Origin of the sequence: Sphingomonas sp. (genome assembly GCF_003248515.1) — a bacterium.
In the GTDB taxonomy this organism is placed as follows: domain Bacteria; phylum Pseudomonadota; class Alphaproteobacteria; order Sphingomonadales; family Sphingomonadaceae; genus Sphingomonas_I.
Genome location: NZ_QFOB01000005.1, coordinates 103877 through 124653, shown reverse-complemented (window position 1 = coordinate 124653; position 20777 = coordinate 103877). Strand labels below are relative to the sequence as shown.

General features: G+C 66.2%; 16 protein-coding genes. 5 read left to right on the top strand and 11 right to left on the bottom strand.

Features of this window, described 5'->3' with window-relative positions; all coding sequences use genetic code 11:
• The first annotated feature begins 34 nt into the window (after positions 1-34).
• Positions 35-583, top strand: a complete 549-nt coding sequence (locus DI605_RS10210; RefSeq protein ID WP_293972902.1) for a glutathione peroxidase — start codon at positions 35-37, stop codon at positions 581-583.
• A gap of 43 nt (positions 584-626) precedes the next feature.
• On the opposite strand, the gene DI605_RS10205 is transcribed toward DI605_RS10210, so the two are convergent.
• From DI605_RS10205 to DI605_RS10190, 4 genes are all read right to left on the bottom strand, one after another.
• Positions 627-1331 carry a GNAT family N-acetyltransferase gene (locus DI605_RS10205; RefSeq protein WP_293972899.1) on the bottom strand — a complete coding sequence of 235 codons (705 nt, stop codon included), beginning with the start codon at positions 1329-1331 and terminating at the stop codon, positions 627-629.
• A complete protein-coding gene (gene leuB / locus DI605_RS10200; RefSeq protein ID WP_293972897.1) occupies positions 1331-2374 on the bottom strand; it encodes a 3-isopropylmalate dehydrogenase in 1044 nt (347 codons plus the stop codon). Before leuB ends, DI605_RS10205 begins: the two co-directional genes overlap by 1 nt.
• Positions 2375-2725: 351 nt before the next feature.
• Positions 2726-4336: a peptidase dimerization domain-containing protein gene (locus tag DI605_RS10195; protein WP_293972894.1), complete on the bottom strand. Its 1611-nt coding sequence runs from the start codon at positions 4334-4336 to the stop codon at positions 2726-2728.
• 177 nt (positions 4337-4513) lie between these two features.
• On the bottom strand, positions 4514-4945 hold the full coding sequence (locus DI605_RS10190) for a hypothetical protein (RefSeq protein WP_293972891.1): 432 nt from the start codon (positions 4943-4945) through the stop codon (positions 4514-4516).
• Between the two features lie 196 nt (positions 4946-5141).
• On the opposite strand from DI605_RS10190, the gene DI605_RS10185 reads away from it, so the two are divergent.
• From DI605_RS10185 to DI605_RS10170, 4 genes are all read left to right on the top strand, one after another.
• On the top strand, positions 5142-6785 hold the full coding sequence (locus tag DI605_RS10185; protein ID WP_293972888.1) for an NAD(P)/FAD-dependent oxidoreductase: 1644 nt from the start codon (positions 5142-5144) through the stop codon (positions 6783-6785).
• A gap of 345 nt (positions 6786-7130) precedes the next feature.
• A complete protein-coding gene (locus tag DI605_RS10180; RefSeq protein WP_293972885.1) occupies positions 7131-8273 on the top strand; it encodes a fumarylacetoacetate hydrolase family protein in 1143 nt (380 codons plus the stop codon).
• Positions 8274-8287: 14 nt separating this feature from the next.
• Complete coding sequence (locus DI605_RS10175) at positions 8288-9637, top strand: amidohydrolase family protein (protein WP_293972882.1); 1350 nt, start codon at positions 8288-8290, stop codon at positions 9635-9637.
• Positions 9634-10944, top strand: a complete 1311-nt coding sequence (locus tag DI605_RS10170) for an MFS transporter (RefSeq protein WP_293972879.1) — start codon at positions 9634-9636, stop codon at positions 10942-10944. The genes DI605_RS10175 and DI605_RS10170 overlap by 4 nt, the downstream gene beginning before the upstream one ends.
• 784 nt (positions 10945-11728) lie before the next feature.
• Here the strand turns inward: DI605_RS10170 and DI605_RS10165 are convergent.
• From DI605_RS10165 to DI605_RS10135, 7 genes are all read right to left on the bottom strand, one after another.
• On the bottom strand, positions 11729-12877 hold the full coding sequence (locus DI605_RS10165) for an L-lactate dehydrogenase (protein ID WP_293972876.1): 1149 nt from the start codon (positions 12875-12877) through the stop codon (positions 11729-11731).
• A gap of 16 nt (positions 12878-12893) precedes the next feature.
• On the bottom strand, positions 12894-13673 hold the full coding sequence (locus tag DI605_RS10160; protein WP_293972873.1) for an enoyl-CoA hydratase: 780 nt from the start codon (positions 13671-13673) through the stop codon (positions 12894-12896).
• Positions 13670-14827, bottom strand: a complete 1158-nt coding sequence (locus DI605_RS10155; RefSeq protein WP_293972870.1) for a CoA transferase — start codon at positions 14825-14827, stop codon at positions 13670-13672. Before DI605_RS10155 ends, DI605_RS10160 begins: the two co-directional genes overlap by 4 nt.
• A 117-nt stretch (positions 14828-14944) precedes the next feature.
• Positions 14945-15736, bottom strand: coding sequence for a GntR family transcriptional regulator (locus DI605_RS10150; protein WP_293972867.1), 792 nt, complete (start codon positions 15734-15736; stop codon positions 14945-14947).
• Between the two features lie 37 nt (positions 15737-15773).
• Positions 15774-16190: a cytochrome c gene (locus DI605_RS10145; protein WP_293972864.1), complete on the bottom strand. Its 417-nt coding sequence runs from the start codon at positions 16188-16190 to the stop codon at positions 15774-15776.
• Positions 16191-16243: 53 nt separating this feature from the next.
• Positions 16244-18244: a PQQ-binding-like beta-propeller repeat protein gene (locus tag DI605_RS10140; protein ID WP_293972861.1), complete on the bottom strand. Its 2001-nt coding sequence runs from the start codon at positions 18242-18244 to the stop codon at positions 16244-16246.
• Between the two features lie 226 nt (positions 18245-18470).
• The gene (locus tag DI605_RS10135; RefSeq protein WP_293972859.1) at positions 18471-20657 is read right to left on the bottom strand and encodes a PQQ-binding-like beta-propeller repeat protein; all 2187 of its coding nucleotides are present in this window, start codon (positions 20655-20657) and stop codon (positions 18471-18473) included.
• Positions 20658-20777 lie beyond the last annotated feature (120 nt).

Below are 20777 nucleotides of genomic sequence, written 5' to 3'. Positions count from 1 at the left end.
GCGGGCAGAAGCGGGCAGTGAAGGAGATCCGCCGATGACCGCCATCCAGGACGTGCCGCTGAAGACCATCAGTGGCGAAACGACCAGCCTTGCCGATTATGCCGGCCAGGTTCTGCTGATCGTCAACGTCGCCTCCAAATGCGGGCTAACGCCGCAATATGACGGGCTGGAGAGGCTCTACGCCAAATATAAGGACGAAGGCTTCGCCGTGCTGGGCTTTCCGGCCAACGATTTCGCGGCGCAGGAACCGGGCACGGACAGCGAGATCCTCGATTTCTGCACGACCAATTATGGCGTGGCCTTTCCGATGTTCTCGAAGATCGGCGTGGTGGGGCCGGACAAGCATCCCCTGTATCGCGAGCTGACGGCCGCCATTCCGGCGGCGCGGAACGATGCCGGCATGCGGGCGCGACTGGAAGGCTATGGCATGACGCCGAATCCGCAGCCCGAAGTGCTATGGAATTTCGAGAAGTTCGTGATCGGCCGGGATGGCGAGCCGGTCGCGCGCTTCGCGCCGGATACGGCGCCGGATGACGATGCGCTGGTGAGCGCGATCGAGAAGGAATTATTCGCCAGCGAATGAGCCTTTTCAGCGTCCGCCGACGCGGGCGCATGGCGGCACGCCATCAGGCAACGATCACCGCTGTCGAATATGGCGCGAGATCACGCCAGCCGAGCTGGAGATAGAGGGCGCGGCCGGCGGCGGTGGCGGTAAGCACCTCGCGCAGGGCGGGATCGCGGCGGAGCGCCAGCGCCGCCATCAGCGCCCGGCCGAGACCACGCCGGCCATGGGCCGGATCGACCTTGATGCGATCATAGATGAAAACGGCTTCGCTTTCGGCGACAAGGCCGCTGGCGGCTTGGGCGGCATAGCCGCTGGCGGCGAGCATACCGTCTTCCGCGACGATGCGGGCGAACCAGACGGGGGCCTGCCCTTCCACGATCAGCGTGTAGCCGGGCGGCAGGCCCGCGCCCGGCTCGCCATCCCGGTCTGCCGCCATCGCGGAAGCGGGCGGAGCGCCCGGAAAGCCGCCCCGTCCCATCACCCAGCTGTTCGAACTGATCGTCCAGCGCCGCGGCAGCAGCGCGAGCAACTCTTCCGCCGGACAGCAGAGCTTGAGCGGCACGAACGGCTCGTCAAGCTCCCGCCCCAGCTCACGCAGGCCTTCGCAGGGCGCGGCGAACACATAGCGACGGCGTTCGTCCGCATGCCCGGTATCAACCCGGATGCCGCCCCGATCGGGCACCGGCGCGGGCAGGCCGCGCGAAAGGGAACGGGCCGCCAGCCATGCCGCCATCAGCGGCAGATCCGCGCCCGCCGCCTGCGCCATCAGAACGCGGCGAGAACCGCGTCGCCCATCTGAACCGTGGTGTGCGTGCCGCCGAGATCGGGCGATCGGGCGCCCGCGGCCAGCGCGGCCGCCACCGCCGCCTCGATCCGGTCCGCCTCGGCCGGGAGGCCCAGCGAGTAACGCAGCATCATCGCGGCCGAGAGGATCGTCGCGAGCGGATTGGCCTTGCCCTGCCCGGCAATGTCCGGCGCGGAGCCGTGGATCGGCTCGTACAGGCCCTTCTTGTTCACATCGAGCGTCGCGGAGGGCAGCATGCCGATCGAGCCCGCGCACATGCTGGCCTGATCCGAAAGGATGTCGCCGAAGAGATTGCCGGTGACGATCACGTCGAACTGGCCGGGATTGCGCACCAGCTGCATCGCGGCATTGTCGACATACATGTGGCTGAGCGACACGTCCGGATACTCGGCCGAAACCTCGATCACGACATCGCGCCACAATTGCGAGGTCTCCAGCACATTGGCCTTGTCCACCGAGCACAGCTTGCCACGCCGGGCGCGCGCCGTTTCGAAGCCGACGCGGGCGATGCGGGCGACCTCGTCCTCATCATAGGACATGATGTCATAGCCCTCGCGGCGGCCCGTGGCTGTCTTCCGCATGCCCTTCTCACCGAAATACACGTCGCCATTCGTTTCGCGCACGATCACCAGATCGATCGCGGAGGCGACTTCGGGGCGGAGCGCGGAGGCATCGGCCAGCTCCGGGAAAAGCTTGGCCGGGCGGAGATTGGCGAAGAGGGTGAGCTCCTTGCGCAACCCGAGGATCGCCTGCTCGGGGCGGAGATCGCGCGAGAGGCTATCGCCACGCGGATCGCCGATCGCGCCGAACAGCACGGCATCGGCCTTGCGCGCGATGGCGAGCGTCTCCTCCGGAAGCGGATGGCCGGCCGCTTCATAGGCGACATAGCCGACATGCCCTTCCTCATAGGACAGGCGATCACCGACGACCGCATCCAGCACGCGCCGCGCCTGGGCGATGACCTCGGGACCGATCCCGTCGCCGGGGAAGAGCGCAATCAGCATGGCAGGAACCTCGTTTCTCGGAAATGCGGTGGCGTCAAAAGTCACACGAACGTCGCGCCTCATAGGGGCAGGCGCGCGTCGCGCGGGCACAGGCGCGAACGCTCACGCGTGCGTTCGGGCACACATGCGCGCGAGGCCCGGGCAAAGGCGCGGCGGCGAAAGCAAAGGGCGCGGGGATTCGCATCGCGGCCCCTTTGCACAGGTTGGCCGCGCTAGGACAGTCCCGGAGGGGATGCGGGAGACCGATCCCTCTCCCGCTATCCCGAAGCATGCTGGGGATAGTGGGAGGTAATGTCCCGTCATCCCCGCGAGAGCAGGAACGACGGAACGGATATGTGCGGGAACCGCGCCTCAGCTTTTGGGCGCTGGGCCCTTGCCCGGGGGCGTGTCCATCATCGGCCACTTGATGCCGAGCTGCTCCAGATAGGTGCCGTATTTCGCCGGGTTATAATAATATTGCTTCAGCTGCGGCGCGTAGCGGGCCATGATATCCGCATTGAGCTCCACCGGCGGCTTGTCGGTGGCGGCGAGCATCGGAACATATTTCTGCGTCTTGGTCTGGACATTGGTGAAATAATCCTTCGCGGCGGTGCGCAGCTCCGGCTTGGTCAGCAGATCCAGCGTCGTCATCGCGATCACCTTGGCACCCGCAACCACGCCCTTGTGCGCGATGGGCGTGGCCATCGCGATCGCATTGGCCCAATTGTGGCCGGGCAGGTTCGGGATGTTCGCGGGATAGGAGACGACGATCGTCGGCACGTTCCACGAAACGTCGCCAATATCGTCGGACGGCCCGCTGCCGGGATTGGCGGGCGGCGGGCGCAGCTCGCCCAGCTGGGTATCGAGGCCATCCTGCGGCGCGCCGATATTCTTCTGGACGAGTTTGGCGAAGGCCTGTTCCTCATCGGTCCACTTGGGCAGGCCGACCGCCTTGATATTCTGTTCCGCATCCTCCGCGATCGGCCGGTTGAAATGGCCGGGCGCCGCCGAACCGAGCAGGCGATGGCTGACGGTGGTGAAGGACATGGTGGCCGCGCCCTGCGCGATCGTGTTGCCCGTCTCGTACAAGTTCTTGATATTGTCGAACGTCTGTTCGCGGAAATAATACCAGACGGAGGCCGTGGGCGGCACCACGTTCGGCTGATCGCCGCCATCGCTGATCACATAATGCGAGCGCTGCTCCGGCCGGAGATGCTCGCGCTTGAAATTCCAGCCCACATCCATCAGCTCGACGCCGTCCAGCGCCGAACGTCCGCGCCACGGCGCCACGGCGGAATGGGCCGCCTCGCCCGTGAACGTATATTCGACGGAGACGAGGCCGGTGCCCCCCGAATAGCCCCAGCGCGTGCCGAGATTGCTGCCGACATGCGTGAAGAGAACGGCGTCGGTATTCTTGAACACGCCCGCACGTACCATGAAGGCCTTGCCCGCGAGAAGCTCCTCCGCGACGCCCGGCCACATGACGAGCGTGCCGGGGATCTTCTCCTTCGTCATGATCTCCTTCACGGCGAGGGCCGCGACGATGTTCACGGCCTGCCCCGAATTATGCCCCTCGCCATGGCCCGGCGCGCCGGCGACGAGCGGATCGCGATAGGGAACGCCCGGCTTCTGCGATGCCTTGGGGATACAATCGAGATCCGAGCCGAGCGCGATTTCCGGGCCACCCGTGCCGTTCGTCCATTTCGCGACCCAGGCGGTGGGCATGCCGGCCACGCCACGCTCGATCGTGAAGCCGTTCTTCTCCAGCAGGGCCGTCAGATATTTGGAGGTTTCCTCCTCGTGCATGCCAAGCTCGGCAAAGCTGAACACGCTATCCGTGATGACCTGGGCGAGCTTGGCGCGCGCATCCACGCCGGCCACGGCGCGCGTCTTCAACGCGGCGACATCGACAGCCTGGGCGCCGGCAGCGCCGCCGGCAAGCGCGGCGATGCCGAGAAAGAGGCCGGAACGGATTTTCTTCACGCGATTCATTCTTCACCCCCACATTCTGGCGAACGGCGGAGGGTGTGCGCAGTTTTTCCTATGCGAACAAGCGCAAATGCAAAGGATGCCGGATAGCGGCGCCGCACAGGGCCAGCCTTCCCGCCTACGCAGGAATCCGGAGTGCCACGTCGGCGTTCTTGGCTGCGTTGCGCCGATTCAGCGCTGCGGGCGGCGCGGGCCGGTGCGGCCGCCGGGCGATGCCGGACGCGGCCCGTCGGAGGGCGGACGCGGACCGCGCGGACGATCGGAGCGCGGACCCGACGGGCGCGGGCCTCGCGGGCCATCCGGCCGGGGGCCGCGCGGCCCATCCGGGCGCGGGCCGGCCGGGCGCGCTGGCGCGGCGGTCGCCGTGGGTGCCACGGAATAGCCTTCCTTCAGCAGCCGGTTGAAGGCGGTGCGCACGGTGGCGGCGATGCTGGCCTGCACTTCCTTTGGCAGATCGGCAAAGGCGGTGTTCGGGCCCATCGCGTTGATATCGCGCAGCAGCGAATTGGGCATGCCCTTCGATGCCGTCTTCAGCGCGGCGACGGCTTCCATGACGGCGGAGAACAGGATCTCCTGCATGATGTCGGTCGCGCTGTTCTTCATTCTTTGCCTCGTATGTCAGGGTTGTGCGGCAAACCGCGCCGCGCCCCATCGCGCGCCGCCTTACGGGTTCCGATGTTCGGGAGGAAGCGCAATCCGGCGCGGGTGCCACGGGCGAAGCGCGCGGCGCGAAGCGGGGGGCACCCCCGGCTTTGGGCCGCACCTTCGCAGAAGCATGGTTTCGGCCTAGAGGAACGCCATGCTTCGCCTGTCCGAAATCAAGCTGCCGCTGGATCATCCGCCCGAGGCGCTGCCAGAGGCCATCCTCACGCGGCTGGGGATCGCGCCCACCGATCTGATCGACTGGAAGATCGCGCGGCGCGCCAATGATGCGCGGCGCAAGTCCGCGATCCAGATGGTCTATTCGGTCGACGTAACGCTGGCCGACGAGGCCGCGACCCTCGCCCGCTTCGCCGGCCAGCCGCACATCCGCCCGACACCGGACGACGCCTACCGCCCGATCGGCCATGCGCCCGCAAACACCCCCAGCCCCGTGGTGATCGGCGCCGGACCCTGCGGCCTCTTCGCAGGGCTGATCCTCGCGCAGATGGGCTTTCGTCCGATCATCCTGGAGCGCGGCAAGGTGGTGCGCGAGCGCACGAAGGATACGTGGGGCCTGTGGCGCCGCGCCGTGCTGGAGCCCGAGAGCAACGTGCAGTTCGGCGAGGGCGGCGCGGGCACCTTTTCCGATGGCAAGCTCTACAGCCAGATCAAGGATCCGCGCTTTCTGGGCCGCAAGGTGCTGACCGAGTTCGTGAAGGCCGGCGCGCCCCCCGAAATCCTGACCGAGGCACATCCGCATATCGGCACCTTCCGCCTCGTGACGATGGTGGAAAGCATGCGCGAGACCATCCAGGAACTGGGCGGCGAATATCGCTTCGGCACGCGCGTCGAGGATTTCGAGGTGGAAAGCGGCCCCGGCGGCACGCGGCGCCTGCGCGGGCTGCACCTGAGCGACGGCAGCTTCCTGGAGGCCGCACATGTCGTGCTGGCGGTGGGGCACAGCGCGCGCGATACCTTCGCTAAGCTTTACGAGCGTGGCGTGCACATCGAGGCCAAGCCCTTCTCCATCGGCGTGCGGATCGAGCATCCGCAAAGCTGGATCGATCGCGCGCGCTTCGGCTCTTGCGCGGGCCACCCCGATCTGGGCGCGGCCGCCTACAGCCTATCCCATCACTGCGCGAACGGGCGGACCGTCTACAGCTTCTGCATGTGCCCCGGCGGCCGCGTGGTGGCGGCCACATCCGAGCCGGGGCGCGTCGTCACCAATGGCATGAGCCAATATTCACGCGCCGAATTCAACGCCAATTCGGGGCTGGTGGTGGGGATCGAGCCGGAGCGCGATTATCCCGGCCACCCTCTGGCGGGGATCGATCTGCAACGCAGGCTGGAAAGCCTGGCCTTCACGGCGGGCGGCTCCAGTTATTCGGCGCCGGTGCAACTGGTGGGTGATCTGCTCGCGGGCCGCGCCTCGACCGCGCTGGGCCAGGTGACGCCCTCCTACAAGCCGGGCGTGACGCCCACCGATCTGGCCGCCTGCCTGCCCGATTTCGTGCTGGACGCCTTTCGCGAGGCCTTGCCCGTCTTCGGCCGGCAGATCGCGAATTACGATCATCCCGATGCGACGCTGACGGGCGTGGAGACGCGCACCTCCTCCCCCATACGCATCACGCGCGGCCGCGATTTCCAGAGCCTCAACACGGCCGGCCTGTTTCCGGCGGGCGAAGGAGCCGGCTATGCGGGCGGCATCCTTTCGGCGGGCGTGGACGGCATCAAGGTGGCCGAAGCCGTGGCGCGGGCGATACTGGGCGACGAACCGGCAGCCGAGGAGCGCGCCGCCTGAGACGGCGTACCGCCCCTCCCCCGAATGCGAAGGCTGCGAGCCGGCGGCTCCCGGAACGCCCCGATCATCCCGCTCGTTAGGCCATCCGGCCGATCACCCCGTAAAATGCCGGAATCGCAGCGCCCGGCTTGACAAAAGCGGCCCTCCGCTCAATGCATGCAATGTCGACACATTGTATGCATGAATCAAAAAGAGAGTGCGACAGGAGGGATGCGATGCGCGCGAGGGCCATATTGCTTCCGTTGAGCCCGGCGCCCCGCGCCACCGTGCGCAGGCCGCCGGCCCGCGCGCGACGGCAGGCCGCCGCCAGCCGCCCTTCCCGCCCCCGTTGAGCCGGAATCGCCGATGCGCCAGTTGCTTCCCGTCGACCACGCCGATGCCATCCTTCTCGGCCGCATCGAGACGCGGGAGGGGCCGACGCCGATCGTGTTGCGGGACGGCGAGATCGAGGATCTGTCCCGTTTCGCGCCAACCATATCGGATCTGATCGATCGCCTCGCGCCCGGCGAACTGCCCCCGCGCGGACGATCGCTTGGCGCGATCGACGCGCTCGTCTTCCGCCCGGATTGGGAGGGAGGCATGGAAACGCGCCTGCTTTCGCCCATCGATCTGCAATGCATCAAGGCATCGGGCGTCACCTTCGCCATTTCCGCCATCGAGCGCGTGATCGAGGAGCGGGCGCGCGGCGACGCGCTGGAGGCGGACCGCATTCGCGAGGATTTCCAGGCGCGGCTGGGCGGTGACATCCGCGCCGTGAAGCCCGGCTCCGAAAGCGCGATGCAGCTCAAGGCCCTCCTGATCGCGGACGGCATGTGGTCGCAATATCTGGAGGTGGCGATCGGCAAGGATGCGGAGATCTTCACCAAGGCGCCCGTCCTTTCCTCGGTGGGCGCAGGCGCGGACATCGGGGTGCGCGGCGATTCCGAATGGAACAATCCCGAACCCGAAGTGGCCATCATGTGCGATCCGCGCGGGCACGCGCGGGGCGCCACGCTCGCCAACGACGTGAACCTGCGCGATATCGAGGGGCGCAGCGCCCTGCTGCTGGGCAAGGCCAAGGACAATAACGCCTCCTGCGCGCTCGGCCCGTTCATTCGCCTGTTCGACGATCGGTTCACGCTGGACGATATCCGCCGATCCGTGATCTCGCTGGAGATAGAGGGGCCGGACAATTTCCGGCTCGAAGGCTCATCCAGCATGGGCATGATCAGCCGTGATCCACTGGATCTGATCGGCCAGACGATCGGCGCGAGCCATCAATATCCGGACGGATTCGTGCTGCTGCTGGGCACGATGTTCGCCCCGATCGAGGATCGTTCGGAGGCCGGCCGCGGCTTCACCCACAAAAGGGGCGATATCGTGCGCATCGCCACGCCGAAGCTGGGCGCGCTCGTCAATCGCGTGGTGGCCTGCGAGGATGCCCCGCCGTGGACCGTGGGCATCGGAGCACTGATGCGCAACCTCGTCTCGCGCGGACTGATACAATGACAAGGGAGTGGATGATGCGGCGCATGACACGGCGGTGGAGCCTGGCGGCGGGCGTGGCCGCGCTGGCGGCGGGCATCGCGACGGCACCGGCCGCGCACGCCGAAACGACGATCCTCAGCGGCTTCACGCTGATCGACGGCACCGGCGCGGCGCCCCGACCCGGCATGGTGATGGTGATCGACGACGGCCGCATCATCTGGCTGGGCAAGGCCGGCGCCGTGCCGAAGAAGGCCGGCGCCACCGCCATCAACCTGACGGGCAAATATGTGATGCCGGGCCTGATCGACCTGCACGTCCATATCGGCACGGTGCGCGATCTGGACCAGCAGGCCGCCAACTTCACGACCGACAATGTCGAGAAGGATCTGAAGACCTACGCCTCCTATGGCGTGACCACCGTGCAATCGATGGGCACGGATGGCGATGCGATCTTCGCGATCCGCGATGCGCAGCGCACGGGGCGGCCGACGATGGCGCGCGTCTATACCGCCGGCCAAGGCCTCGTGTTCAAGGGCGGCTATGGCGGGGTTCCCGGCATCAACCATCCGATCGCCACCGCAGAGGAGGCGCGCCGGGAGGTGGATGCGCAGGTGGCCAAGCATGTGGATTTCATCAAGCTGTGGCTGGATGACGAACTGCATTCGATGCCCAAGATGCCGCCGGAGCTTTCGAAGACGATCATCGACGAAGGCCATGCGCGGGGCATGCGCGTGCTGGCCCATGTCTTCTATCTGGAGGACGCAAAACGGCTGGTGGCGCAGGGCATAGACGGCTTCGTCCACAGCGTGCGCGATCAGCCGATCGACGCCGGGCTGATCGCTGCGATGAAGGCCCACGGCACCTGGCAGGTGGCGCCCACGCTGAGCCGCGAAGAGGCCGTCCACGCCTTTGGCGCGCCCAATCCGATCACCAGGGATCCCTTTTTCCGGCAATCCATCAGCCCCGCCGCGGTTGCCGGGCTGGAAAGCCCCGAACGCGAACGGAAGATGGCCTCCAATCCCAACTGGTCGAAGCTGCCCGCCTTCGACAGGATGGCAAAGGTCAATTTCCTGAAAGAGGTGCGCGCCGGCATCCCCTACGGCTTCGGAACCGATGCCGGGCCGCCCGGCCGCGTGCCAGGCTATTCGGAGCATTGGGAACTGGCCGGCATGGTCGAGGCGGGGCTCACGCCTTCGCAGGCGATCGAGGCGGCGACGAGCCGCGCGGCCCGGTGGCTGCGCAATCCCGATATCGGCACGCTGGCGCAGGGCAAATGGGCCGATCTGATCGTGCTGGATGCCGATCCTACGAAGGATATCCTCAACACGCGCCGGATCGCGGCCGTCTATGTGGCCGGCAATAAAGTGCCATCGGTCCGCCCGTGACCGACGCCGCCCTTCCCGCCGCCGCGCCCGTGCATGGCGCGCGCCCCACGCGCGTGCGCCATGTGGTGCTGTGGCTGACGGTGCTCGCCTACATGATAACCTATATGGATCGCGTGGTGATTTCGACCACCGCGCCGCTGATCCAGAAGGAGTTCGGCTTTTCCGTTATCACGATGGGCTGGATCTTCAGCGTGTTCCAGATCGGTTATGCGCTGTTCCAGATTCCCGGCGGCTGGCTGGGTGACCGGATCGGTCCGCGCCGGGCGCTGACGGGCGTGGTCGTCTGGTGGTCCGCCTTCACGGCGCTGACGACGGGGGCATGGTCGGCCGGATCGATGATGGCCTGCCGCTTCCTGTTCGGCTGCGGCGAGGCCGGCGCCTTTCCCAACGCGACGCGATCGCTCTCGCGCTGGATGCTGCCTTCCGAACGCGGCTTCGCGCAGGGCATCACCCATGCCGGCGCGCGGCTGGGCGGCGCGCTAACCCCGGTGCTCGTCGTATGGCTGATGATCCACCTCGGATGGCGCGGCCCCTTCCTGATCTTCGCCATGCTGGGTCTGATCTGGGCGGCCTTCTGGTTCTATTATTATCGCGACAATCCGCGCGACCATGCCGGCACGAACGAGGCGGAGCGCACGATGATCGCCGAGGCGCTGGGCGCCCAGGCCACATCCGGCGCGCGGATGCCCGTGCCGTGGCGGCAGTTGCTCGCCAATCCGCAGCTCTGGCTGATCTCGGCCATGTATTTCTGCTACGCCTACAGCATCAACATCTTCCTCACCTGGTTCCCCAAATATCTGAACGAGGTGCGCAGCTTCGACATCGTCCAGATGGGCTTCTTCGCCAGCCTGCCGCTGATGGCAGGCGTGGTGGGGGATGTCGCCGGCGGCTGGATTTCGGATCGGCTGATCGAGCACACGGGCCGCGTGACGCTGGCACGCCGCGCGGTGGCGGTAGCGGGCTTCACGCTGGCGGCCTTCGCCATCCCCGTTGCGGTCTGGTCCGCCTCCCCGCTCGCCAGCGTCGGCTGGTTCGCGCTGGCCGTGTTCGGGCTGGAGCTGACGGTGGGCATTTCATGGGCACTGACGCTCGACGTGGGCGGAATCTTCGCAGGATCCGTCTCGGCCGTGATGAACACGTTCGGCAATATCGGCGGCGCGCTCGCGGCGGTGATCACCGGCTATATCCTGAAATGGAGCGGCTGGGATGCGGCGATGTATGTGCTCGCGATCCTCTCCGCCCTGGCGGGGCTCATGTATCTGAGGATCAACGCCTCGAAGCTGCTCTACACGCCATCGGAAGCCTGAGCCGGCGGCGGCCGACGCGCATCCTCTCAGGAGGGGTGGAGATGATGCCCGCTTTCGCCTCAATAGCGGACATTCGTGACCAGCGGCCATGCCGTCCAATAACCAAGGGAATTAATGATACTGCCAGTCGGTCCGCACTTCCTTAACATCCGAATTACCCTTCAGGTCCGAGATGTAGCTGTCAAATGCAGTGACAACGGCTGCTTGCTCCAAGGCCTTATCTCTACTTGAGCAGCCGCCGCGAAATTCCGACGCACTCCCTTTTGAATGGGCACTGAGGTAATCAGTCCATCCGACCTGCACAGAATCCAGCTCATTTTTTCTGTAGGAAAAAGCTCTAGAATAATACAACGTCTTCGAGTCGGATGTTTGTGAGGCGCAGTAATACCAAGCTTCTCCGCCCGACGTTTGAGCAAACAATGGAGACGGCAGCAAAGCCAAACAAGCAACAATCGCGACTCTCATTGCACACCTTCCAGTCACTCGCTCAATAGCGCTGACACAGCTCCGCAGGCCGCACAATATGATGCTGTGGCTGTTTCCAGATCTATGGCGACCTGCGGTTTTTGTGACACACCGACGCGGTCGGGCCGGACGCGAAACTCGCTCTCTACCTCATGAATCGCGAGAATCTCGTCGCCGTCACTGCCGGGGTCGACGATATGATATAGACATGAAGTGACCAACAAAGGTCGGCCCAAGTGACCGGCAGAAGCAACGTTTGCTAACCACCAATCCCGGACATTTCCGCCGGGATAAATATCAAGCCTCGCCTTTGCGCCGTTTATCCCTCGCGCAGCACGGCCTCGGGGGAGATCGATCGCGCGTTCGTCTGGCCGGTCAGGGCCATCGCCACGGCCAGTTCGTGGCGCAGAAGTTCCAGCATGCGAGCCACGCCGGCCTGCCCCTGCGCCGCCAGCGCGAAGGCCCAGGCGCGGCCCAGCAGCACGCCCTTCGCCCCCAGCCCCATCGCCCGCAGGATATCGGTTCCCGAGCGGATGCCCCCATCCAGCAGGACATCACACCGGCCCGCAACGGCCCGCACCACCCCCGGCAGGGCCGCGATCGAGGAGGGCGCGCCATCCAGCTGGCGGCCGCCATGGTTGGAAACGATGATCCCGTCCACGCCCGCCGCGCAGGCGGCGGCGGCGTCGGCCGCGTCCATCACGCCCTTCACCACGATCGGACCACGCCAATTCTCGCGCAGCCACGCCATGTCGGCCCAGGTGATGGAGGCATCGAAATTGCGCGCGACCCAGGCCGTGAACTGCGCGAGCCCCGCGCCATCGGGCATGACCGGCGCGAAATTGCCCAGCGTATGTGGCCGCCCTCGCACGCCCACATCCCAGGCCCAGCCCGGATGCGTGCCGATCTCGAAGGCGCGCTGCATCCGCGCCGCGAGGCCCTGCGATCCCGTGAGGCTGGAGCGCAGATCGCGTCGCCGCGGGCTATGCATGATGAGATCGACCGTGAGCACGAGCGTCTCCACACCCAGCGCCGCACTGCGCTGAAGCAGATCCACCATGAACGGCCGATCGCGGATCATGTAGAGTTGCAGGATCGGCGGACGCCCGACGCCCGCCACCACCTCCTCTATCCCGCAGCAAGCCGAGGAGGAGAGGATGAACGGCACGCCCGCCGCTTCCGCCGCGCGCGCCGCCTGCACCTCGCCACGCCGCGCATACAGGCCGGCCAGCCCGATCGGCGCCAATGCGACGGGAAAGGACACGTCCCGCCCCAGCAGGCGCGTGGAAAGATCGACATGCGAGACATCGACCATCACGCGCTGCCGCAGCTTCAGCGCCTGCAGATCGGCGATGTTGGCGCGCATCGTGCCTTCGTCATAGGAACCGCCGTCGATATAATCGAACAGGAAGCGCGGCAGACGCCGGCGCGCCAGCGTGCGGAAATCCTCGATGGAAGCCGGCGTCACGATCGTTCTTCTCTCCTCAGCGGCCGTGCCATTCCGGCGGCGTCTTGGTCAGGAAGCCGCGCACGCCCGCCGCGAAATCCTCGCTGCCATATATCAGGGATATTAGATCGCCGATGTCCGGCATCGTCTGCGTGGACAGGCGATGGATCGCCTCCTTGCTCACCCGCTGGGTGAGCGGCGCGCAGGCGACCAGCCTGTCGGTGAGCCGTTCCACCGCCGCATCCATCTCGCCTGAGGGCACAAGCTCTGTCAGGAGCCCTTGCGCGTGCAGGTCCGCTGCCGGCACAAGATCGGCCGCGAGCAGCAGTCGCTTGGCCAGCGGAATGCCGACATGCTGGATCAGCCGCTGATAGCCGCGCGCGGAAAGGCAGTTGCCGATCGTTCGCGCAAGCGGCGAACCGAAGCGCGCGCCTTCCGCGGCGATCCGGAAATCGCAGGCGAAGGACAGGGCCAGGCCCCCGCCGACCGCCCAGCCATCGACGATCGCGATGGTCGGCTGCGGCAGCGTTTCGACCGCGCCGACATAGCCATCCATTTCGGCTTCATAGGCCACGCCTTCCGCGCCGCTGGTGAAGGACTGGAAGCCGGCAATATCGGTGCCCGAGACGAACGCCTTGCCGCCCGCGCCCCGCAGCGTGACGACGCGCACCGTGGGATCGGTGGCGATCCGGGCACACACCGCGCCCAGCTCGCGCCACATGCTCCAGGTGAGCGCATTATAGGCGGCGGGGCGATCAAACAGGATATGGCCGACGGCGCCTTCCTGCCGATAGCGAACCTGGCCATCGTCGCTCACGCACGTGCTCCCGCCGCCAGTTCCGCGCGGATCTCCGCGCCATGCTCGTCCAGCAGGGGCGGCGGCAGACGCATCTTCTGTGGCGTGCCCGTCATCTTCACGGCGAAACCCAGCGACTTGAAGCTGCCCTCCACCGGATGGGGAATATCCTGCACCATCGCGCAGGCGGCCGTATGATCGCTGTCGAGCGCGCGATCATAGCTGTTGATCGGCCCGGCGGGCACGCCGACCGCCAGCAGCGCATCGACCCACTCCTCCACCGTCCGTTCGAGGAAGCTGGGCTCCAGCAGCGCGATCAGGATCTTCGCGTTGGCGACGCGCACGCTGTTGTCGCGGAAGCGCGGATCCTCGTTCAGCTCCGGCCGGCCGAGCACCTGCAACAGGGACAACCACAATTTCTGGTTGGCCGCCGCGAACACAAAATACCCGTCCGACGCCTTCACCGCCTGATAGGGGGCGGACATGCGATTGGCCGTGCCCAGGGGACCGGGGCTTTTGCCGGTGCCCCACAGCTCCGCCGTCTCCCAGATGGAGAGGCCCAGCGCCGCTTCGAACAGGGAGGCCGTGATGAGCTGCCCCTCACCGGTCTTCTCGCGCGCTATGATCGCGGAAAGGATGCCATAGGCCGCGAACAGCCCCGCCCCCAGATCGCCCACCGGAATGTCGCTCTTCACCGGCTCATGCCCCGGCAGGCCGGTGGAACTGATGACTCCGGACATCGCCTGCGCGATCAGATCATAGCCGGGCCGGTTCGCCCACGGCCCCTTCGGCCCGAAGCCGGAAATGCTGGCGTAGATCAGCCGGGGATTCAGCGCCTTCAGCGTCTCGTAACCGATGCCCAGCCGATCGACCACGCCGGGACGCCCATTTTCGACGACCACGTCCGCGGTTTTCGCCAGCGCATAGAATGTCTCGCGATCGGCCTCGGCCTTCAGATCGAGCACGATGCTGCGCTTGTTGCGGTTCAGCGCGAGAAAGCCGGGGCTATCCTCCCCCTTCAGGCGGAAGCCCATGGATCGCCGCGAGGAATCGCCCACCACCGGCGGCTCCACCTTGATGACGTCCGCGCCCATATCGCCCAGCAGCATGCAGCAAAACGGACCGGCCATGACCTGCGACACGTCGAGCACGCGCACGCCCGCAAGTGGTAGCATCTATCTCTCCCCGTCCATCATCCTGGACGAGAGCAATCACCCTGCTCTCTTCACGAGCAAGTGCATACATCACGATAACATTGCATACAAGCGTACAGAGCACGCCGAAATCGGGTGCTAATCCTCTTTTTCCGAAGAGGATTCGTCGAACGCTTCCCACCTTTTGCGCGCCCGCGTCTTTTTCTGCTCGCGCTTGATGCTCTCCGCGCCGTTGGCGAAATGCTCCTCCATCAGCCGGCGGAGCGTTTCGCCATCGCGCTTCATCAACGCGGCATGGATATGCTTGTGCTCCTCGAAGGCATCGCCCCAGCGCTCGTGCGCACGCGTCGTCACATGGCGCGCGCGCTCGGCGCGCGGCAGCAGCAGGCGCCAGGCCAGCAGCAGCGAGGGGCTGGCGGCCGCCTCCACGATCAACTCGTGGATCAGCCGGTTGGCTTCCAGATAGCGGGTGCGATCGCCGGTCTGGAAATGATGCGCCAGATCCTCCTGCAACTCGTCGAGGATCTCCAGCTGATCGCGGCTGATCCGCTCGCAGGCGAGCCGCGCCGCCAGCGATTCCAGCGCCCCCAGCACGAGGAACACCTCGGCCACGGCCTCTTCGTCCAGCAGCGCCACCTGCACGGTGCGGTTGGGCAGCAGGCTGATGAGCCCTTCGGCCGCGAGCGTGCGAAACGCCTCGCGCACGGGCGTGCGCGACATGCCGAACTGTTCGCTGAACGCCTGCTCGCGCAGCGGCTCGCCCGGGGCCAGATCCCCCGCGAGGATCATGCCGCGCAGCAGCTTCACCGCTTCCTGATGGCGATCGCCCTTGCGCGGCTTCTGCCCGGTCTCGCTGCTCGCCGCCACGGCCGCCTCAGGCTTCACTTTTCCCATGAGATCGACGGTAACCAGCGTCCGTAGGACAGGCAAGCCGCGCCCATCTTGACCCTTGGGTCGATCCGGCCGCTCAATCGATCTTGACCTGCTGGAGCAGCGTCGCATCGCGGGGCAACTCCACCTGCCCCGCCGGATAGCCGTTACGGGAAAGGATGAACGCCGCGAGATCGGCCGACGCCGCGGCACCCAGGCTGCCCGGATTGTCCAGCGGCATCGTGGTGCGGATACGGGTCGCCAGATCCCCGGCGGTCTGCCCCTTCCAGTTGCCGGCGAAGGTGCCGCCGGTGAGGGCCGGCGCCACATCCACGCCTGCCATATCCTCTCCGTGGCAGGATGCGCAGACGGCGCTGTATTTCGCCTGCCCGCGCGCGGCCTGTGCCGGCGAGTAGACGCCCGACGAGGCGGCGGATCCCGCCGCCTGCGCGATGGCGAGGCCCGGCAGGACGATGGCGATCGCGCAAAGCGCAAGGGTCTGGACAGGCTTCATGGCGCGATCCTGACGGGGCCATCTTGAATGCAAGCTGACATGATTGCGTACGATCAGGAGGGAAGCCGGAGCGCGAGCAATTCGCCACTGTAATTGCCGCCGCCAATCGCGATCACGATATATTGCCGCCCGTCCAGCATGTAGGTCATCGGTGCGCCATTCTGCGCGGCGGGCATGTAGACAGCCCCCTTCTGCTCGCCCGTCGCCTTGTCATAGGCACAAAGCATCGCGCCCTTGCGGCCATCAGGCAGCGTGAACAGGCCGGGTTCGCCGGCGATCACGAGCGTGCGGGTCGTCAGCGTGCCGACGAAGCCCGGCCGCCCCGTCTTGGGGATCTTCATCCCCTTGAGTTTGGGATGGTTGCGCACCTCATCCGGCGTCTCGCCATGCGCCACCTGCCAGGCGATCGCACCCTTCTTCAGATCAATCGCGGTGATCCGGCCATAAGGCGGCTTCAGCAACGGCAGGCCCTCCACGGTAAGGTTGCCATAGGTCACCTCGCCACGCTTCGGCGCATTGGGCATGCCGCGCACGTTGATGAAGGCGAAATCCGATTTTTCGAGATCGCTGTTGGGCAGCTCGCTCATCACATCGGCCTGCGTCTTGGAATAGATGTAGACGATGCCCGTCTCGGGATCGGCCGATCCGCCCGGCCAGTTCGATCCGCCCGTCAGGTTCGGCGCGGTGAGCGTGCCCCACGTTCCCTTCTCATCGAACATCGAAGCCGGGGTGAAGAGTGGGCCGATCCGGTAATTCTTTATATGCTCCAGCGCCTTGGCATGAAGCTCGGGCGTAAAATCGATCAGCACGTCCGGCGTAATGCCCTGCACGTCATAGGCGGGCGGCTTGCTGGGAACAGGCTGGGTGGGTGCATACCATTCGCCCGGCATGTCACCCTTGGGCACCTTCCGCTCCGGAATCGGCCAGACGGGCTTCCCCGTCACCCGATCCAGCACATAGAGGAAACTCTGTTTGCTGGGCTGGGCCAGCAGCTTCACCACCCGACCGTTGATCGGCACGTCCATCAGGATCGCCGCGCAGGGTATATCATAATCCCACAGCCCGTGATGCACCGTCTGGTAATGCCATTTGCGCACGCCCGTATCGATATCGAGCGCAACGATGCTCTCGCCGAACAGGCCGTTGCCGCGTCGATACTGGCCACCGACATCGCCCGTCGGCAATTCCACGCCGATATAGACGAGGTTCAGTTCGGGATCGGCCGACATCTGCGCCCAGGCACCGCCATTCCCGATCTTGTCGGTGCCGTCGAGCCAGGTGTCATAGCCATATTCGCCCTTCAGCGGGATCGTGTGGAAGATCCACTTCCGCCGGCCGGTGCGCACATCATAGCCCCGCACATAGCCACGCACATTGTCGCGCGTCTTGGGCACGTTGCCGGCGGTGTGCGCCGCGCCGATGACGACCGTATCCTTCACCACGCACGGCGTGGCGTGCAGGCCGATATCGCCATTTTCGAGATCGATCTCCTGATCGTCCTCCTTCTTCAGATCGACGATGCCATTGTCGCCGAAGGTGGGGATGCGCGCGCCGGTGGCGGGATCCAGCGCCACCATCTGATAGCCAATCGTCACATAGACGAGCCGCGCCTCCTTCCCATCCGTCCAATAGGAAAGGCCGCGCCCGGAAAGCCGCCGGGGCGCCTTCAGCGCGCGCGCGCCTTCATCCTCGCGATGGACCCACAGAAGTTCGCCCGTGGCGCCGTCCAGCGCCACGATGTCGCGGCGGCTGCCGGCGGTGCAGTAGATCACGCCATTCACGATCAGCGGCGTGCCTTCGAATACGAATTCGGGCCGCGGCCCCAGCGCATCCGTCTTGAAACGCCACGCCACTTCCAGATCGTTGAAATTGGTGCCGTTGATCTGATCGAGGGGCGCATAGCGCGAATTGGCGAGATCATTGGCATAGCCCGGCCAATCGGTGTCGCCGGCGGCGCGCGTGCGGGGGCTGATCTGAGCCAGGGCCGGCATTTTCGCGGCAACCCATCCGACGAGCGGCAAAGACAGCATCGTCCTTCTCGTCAGCGGCGCCATGCGGACATTCCCTCCACTATCTCGTCGATCGTTCGCCGGATCGCCGATTTTTCTTGCTCTGCCGGCCCCGGGGAGCCGACCATCGGTCTGCCGGACTGTTCGCATCAGAGCGGGGGCCGAGTCAATATCTTGCATGCATCATTGGTAATATGCATGCATTCTATCGTCAGCCAATCGGGCCGAGCTCTCGCCATTCGCGAACCTGAGCGCGCGCCCCGCTCCGTCGCTACGGCGCCGCAGGATAGTTCGCCGCCAGATAGTCGACGAGCGGATCGAACTGGTCGTCCGGCACCCTGGCGCCGAAACCGACCATCTTCTCCACCGTCGCCGCCCAGTCCGCCCGCGTCTTGCGCTGGCTCGTCACCTGGGCGGGCACATGGCAGGATGTGCAGTGGCTGTCGGCGAAGGCCTTCATCGGCCCCGGCGCAAACTCGGCCGGATTGGCGGACGCAGCGGCCGGCCCTGGCACTGGCAGGGGCCTCTCCCTCACCTCCGGCTGCGAGGCGGAAGCCGCCGCCGCGACGCCCTTTTCTCCGGGGCGGGGCAAGGCGAAGACGACCAGCCGGCTCGCCGTATTGGGGCTGCCCAGATAGGATCCGCCCGCCGAGACGATCGCTACATATTGGCGCCCGTCCCGCCCGCGATAGCTGACGGGCGCCGCATGCGCCGAGGCGCCGAGCCGAAAGGCCCACAATTCGCGCCCCGTGCCGGAATCAAACGCACGGAAGCGCGCATCATCGGATGCGCCGATGAACAGCAGTCCCGTCGCGGTGGCGAGCGGCGATCCCACATTGGGCCGCCCCGTCTTCCGCCTGTCCTCGGGAAGGCCGTCCGTGATGCCCAGCGGCGTCTGCCAGGCGATCCGCCCGCTCGCCACATCGATCGCGGTGAGGTTGCCCCAGGGCGGCTGCTGGCAGGGCAGCTTCAGCCCCTCCATCCCGAACCATGAGGGCTTCGGCGCGACATTGTACCAATTGCCCTTCTCGTCGCGGCCAAGCTGCTCGATGCTCGGCAGTTCGCTGGTATTGATGATGAAGAGGCCACGCTTGCGATCATAGGCGCCGCCGCCCCAGTTCGGGCCGCCGCCGCTGCCGGGAAATCGGATCACCGGATGATCGGCGCGCAGCGGCTCGAACGGAACGGCGAAGGTCGCCCCCTCGCGCGCGACGCGGGCGCGGCAATATTGCTCCAGTTCCGGCGTCACGGTCGCGATATCGGCGGCCGTCATCGCCTGCCGGGTAACCGGCGGGGGCGCGGAGGGAATGGGCTGGGTGGGCCACGCCTGCTCCCCGGCGATGCTGCTGGGCGGAACGGGCCTCTCCGTCACCGGAAAGACCGGCCTGCCCGTCACGCGATCCAGCACGAACAGATAGCCCGACTTGTTCATCGCCGCGATCGCCGGGATCGTCTTCCCGCCACGCTTCACGTCCATCAGCGTCGGTTGGACAGGCATGTCCAGATCCCAGATATCGTGATGCACGGCCTGGAAATGCCAGAGATAGCGCCCCGTGCGCGCATCGATCGCCACCAGCGCGCTGGAAAAGAGGTTCGCCCCCGGCCGATCGATCCCGACGCGATCATAAGCCGGCGCCCCGAACGGCACATAGACGATGCCGCGAGCCTCATCCACGGAGAGGGCACTCCATGCATTGACGCCCGTGCGCCTTTCCCACCCGTCGCCACCCCAGCTTTCGTGAAAGGGCTCTCCCGGACGCGGCACGGAATGGAAGGTCCAGAGCAGCTTGCCCGTGCGCGCATCCCAGCCGCGAATGTCACCGGCCGGCCCGCGCGCCGGCGATTCCTGCAGGCGGGATGCGGTGACCAGCACATCGCCCGCCAGCACCGGCGCGCTGTTGATCTCATAGGCATAGTTGCCGGGATTCTCGCCGTCCCTCGTCCCGTTCATGATTTCGGGCGTGCGCAGGTCGATGGGCGTGAAGCCCTCGGCCGGTCGGCCGGTCGCGATATCCAGCGCCAGCAATCGGCCGGATCGCGTGCCGAAGAACAGGCGTGCCGGGCTTTTCGCGTCGCCGGGCCAGTAATCCATCGAGCGACCCGCGATCATGTCGCCATCCGGCAACGCCATCGACCAGCGCAACGCGCCGCTGGCGCCATCGAGCGCGACGATGCGCCCATGAGGCGTGGCAAGAAGGAGCATCCCGTTCACGACAAGCGGGGTAGTGTTGCTGACCAGCAGGCGCGTGCTAGTGCTGTCGGCCGGCTTCAGTTCGAACGTCCAGACCGGGATCAGCTTCGAAACATTGGCAGGCGTGATCTCTTCCAGTTCGGAATAGCGCGCGCCCGCCTCGTCACGACCGAAGCTCCACCAGTCACCCGCCGGCATGCCCGTCGCCAGCGCCGTCGTCGCCGTCAGCGCGAGGGCACCCGCGACCATCCAGGGCCAAGTCCTCATCCCAGCATCCCCCATCGCCCCTTCAAAACCGTGACGGATTCTCTTTATGTATGCACCAATAGAACATTGCATGCATAATGCTCAAGGCTGTTAGTGCCCGGGCATGGCGGGTGGGATGTG